3 protein-coding genes are annotated in these 3306 nt (G+C 58.3%); 2 read left to right on the top strand and 1 reads right to left on the bottom strand.

The window, feature by feature from the left end; translation table 11 throughout:
- The coding region (gene recD, locus B2W52_RS10525) for an exodeoxyribonuclease V subunit alpha (RefSeq protein ID WP_286802924.1) at positions 1-1207 on the top strand (1207 nt) is incomplete at its 5' end.
- A gap of 67 nt (positions 1208-1274) precedes the next feature.
- Complete coding sequence (locus tag B2W52_RS10520) at positions 1275-2624, top strand: sensor domain-containing diguanylate cyclase (RefSeq protein WP_273069679.1); 1350 nt, start codon at positions 1275-1277, stop codon at positions 2622-2624.
- Here B2W52_RS10520 and B2W52_RS10515 read toward each other — a convergent pair.
- The coding region (locus tag B2W52_RS10515; RefSeq protein WP_286802921.1) for an ATP-binding cassette domain-containing protein at positions 2609-3306 on the bottom strand (698 nt) is incomplete at its 5' end. The two genes, B2W52_RS10520 and B2W52_RS10515, sit on opposite strands and share 16 nt — an antisense overlap.

The following is a 3306-nucleotide window of genomic DNA, read 5'->3' as shown; positions in this document are numbered from 1 at the left end:
TCTCCTGGTCATCGACGAAGCCTCAATGGTGGACGTGGATCTGATGGCGTCGGTATTCGATGCCCTGCCCGGCAACGCCCAGCTGATCCTGTTGGGCGACAAGGACCAGCTGGCCTCGGTGGACGCCGGTGCGGTACTGGGGGAGCTGTGCCAGCGGGCGTTGCTGGCGCATTACACACCGGAAACGGCCCAATGGCTGGTTGCCATGGCCGGAGGCGAGATACCGGAGTCACTGGTGGACGAAACCGGCCAACCCATGGATCAGGCCGTGGCCATGCTGCGCAAGAGCTACCGGTTCCGGGAGGACAGCGGTATCCGCGCCTTTGCCGAAGCTGCGAATACCAATGCGCTTGATAACGCCATGTTGCGCCAGATCCGGGAAGCAGAATTCGACGACGTAATTTTGCTTAACAGCCGGTCGAAAAGTGGGGACACGGAAGACACCCTGGACCTGGTGTGTCGACATGCCATCACCGGCTCACCCGAGGCATTCCGAAATGCCGGGCAGGGCCGGCAAGTGAATGGTCAGAGCCTGCCACCACCCGTTGGTTACCGCCATTACCTCGAACGCTTGCAGAATCATGGCCTGAACGAAAACAGCCCCCGCGAAGACTGGGATGCGATGGCGGTGCAGCTCCTTGAAGCCTTCAGTGACTTTCAGGTGCTCTGTGCCCTGCGCAAGGGCCCCTGGGGCGTAGAAGGCCTCAACGACCGGATCGCAAAGCAGTTACTGGCTGAAAAACTGATCCCGCGGGCCGAGGGCTGGTATGAGGGCCGGCCTGTGCTGATTACCGGCAACGACTACAACCTGGGCCTGATGAACGGCGACATTGGCATTGCCGTCAACGTGCCCTGGGATCGGACCGACACCGGTGAGCCCCGCTATACCCTGCGGGTGGCGTTTCCGGATAGCGACACCGCTGGCGGTATTCGCTGGATCTCGCCCAGTCGTCTGCAGCAGCTGGAAACCGTGTACGCCATGACGGTGCACAAATCCCAGGGTTCGGAGTTCAACCACACCTGCCTGGTCTTGCCGGACCGTTTGAGCCCGGTCCTGACAAAAGAGCTGGTCTATACCGGCATCACCCGCGCCAGAAACTGGTTCAGCCTGATTGTGGGGGACATTCCGGTGCTCAGGGAGGCCGTCTCGCAGCAGGTCTCCAGGGCCTCAGGTTTGGCGCTCGCACTTGTGGAATCTACTGACTAATGGGTATCGCCTCCAGCTACATGTTCTTATATGATCGCCGGGAACTCTCTGACATGCAGTACGTGGAATGCCCTCTCATTCTTTTTATCTTCAGCAAGACGAAGCCTCACGTCTAAAAACCATTCTGGAAGGGACCGGCGCCGGAACCTGGGAATGGAACGTCCAGACGGGGGAGACGATTTTCAATGAGCGCTGGGCGGAAATCATCGGGTATTCGCTGGAAGAACTTCAACCGGTTTCCATCGACACCTGGATGAAGCACGCCCATCCGGACGATCTGGCTCTGTCAGAGCAGAAGTTAACGGCTCATTTCCGCGGCGACTCCGAGTATTACGAGTGTGAAGCCCGCATGCGTCATCGCGACGGCTACTGGGTTTGGGTCCGAGATTATGGTCGCCTCGTCAGTCGGACACTTGAAGGTGAGCCCGAGTGGATTTCCGGAACGCACATAGAGATCTCCAGCAGCAAGCAGTACGAACAGAGGCTGGAGCAAATCAAGGCTGAGCAACAGCAAACGATCCAGCGTTTTGAAAAAATGGCGTCGCTCTTGCCGGGAGTGGTGTTCCAGTTCGAGATCAGACCGGACGGAACCATGACGTTTCCCTATGCCAGTGCCGGAATTGAACGGGTCTATGGCGTGACGCCTGAGCAGGCGCTCGCCGATGGGACTATTGTGTTCCAGGCCATTCATCCAGAAGACCGCGGCTTTGTTGAACAGACCATTAACCACTCGAAGAAAAGCGGCGAAAACTGGGTCTGTGAATATCGGGTTATAAACGAGGGCGTGGTCAGCTGGGTTCTGGGCCGTTCCAAACCGGAATTCAAGCCGGACGGTACGGTCATCTGGCACGGCGCGATCCTGGATATCACCTCCCAGAAAACGCTTGAAGAAGAGCTTCGACAGACATCAACCACTGACGATCTCACAGGTGCAGCCAATCGGCGTCGCTTCACCGAGGTGCTGTCCTGGGAGTTTGAGAGGCTGAAACGGAACGGCGCCGGCTATGCGGTCGTACTCTTCGATTTTGACTGGTTCAAGAGAGTGAATGATCATTACGGGCACCACGTTGGTGACCTTGTCCTGAGGGAGACTGCCCACCGCATCAAAAATGAACTGCGTACGGGCGACACGCTGGGGCGAATCGGTGGCGAGGAGTTTGCCGTGCTCTTGCCTCAGTGCGACGAGAACAGTGCCAGGCAATTTGCGGAACGCCTTCGCCGATCCGTTGAACAATTGCGGTTCATTGGCTTTGATGAACTGCGGGGCACCATAACCTGCGGCGTTGCCATTTCCGACCGGACTGACGAAAAACCCAGCCAGATTCTGGTACGTGCGGACCAGGCGATGTACCGGGGCAAGGCTCAAGGCCGCAATCAAGTGGTCGTGTTTGACTACAAAGATCAGGCTTCCGGCTGAATTTCGGTATCCCCGCCATCAGACTGGTGTTGCTGGAACCACAGCCGGGCGTAGTGCCCGTTCCGGGCCAACAAATCCTGATGGTGTCCGCTCTCCACGATTTTTCCGCCCTCCATCACAAGGATGCTGTCCGCATCCATGACAGTCGACAGCCTGTGGGCAATCACCAGTGTTGTTCGCCTCTGGCTGACTTCCTTGAGCGCCGTGAGGATGGCCTGCTCCGAAAGTGAATCCAGAGAGGATGTCGCCTCATCCAGGATCAGCAACGGCGGGTTCTTCAGGATCACCCGGGCAATGGCCACCCGTTGCTTTTCACCACCGGAGAGCTTCAGGCCCCGTTCGCCGACTTTGGTTTCATAACCCTCCGGCAGGCTGTGGATAAAGTCTTCCAGGTGGGCCATCCGGGCCGCCCGATAGACTTCTTCTTCGGTAGCTTGCGGCCGGCCATAGGCCAGATTCCGGTAAAGGGTATCGTTGAACAGCACCGTATCCTGAGGCACCACACCAATCGCCGAGCGCAGGCTGTCCTGGCTCACCTGCCGAATGTCCTGGCCGTCGATCCTTATGGCGCCCTGATCGACGTCGTAAAAGCGGAACAGCAGGCGGGCGAGGGTGGACTTGCCGGCGCCACTGGCTCCCACCACGGCAATCTTGTGGCCGGACGGGATGGAAAAATTCACAT

This window comes from Marinobacter sp. UBA2498 (assembly GCF_002341575.1).
GTDB lineage: Bacteria > Pseudomonadota > Gammaproteobacteria > Pseudomonadales > Oleiphilaceae > Marinobacter > Marinobacter manganoxydans.
Note: the sequence above shows the minus strand (reverse complement) of the source record. Positions and strands in the feature narration are given on the sequence as shown.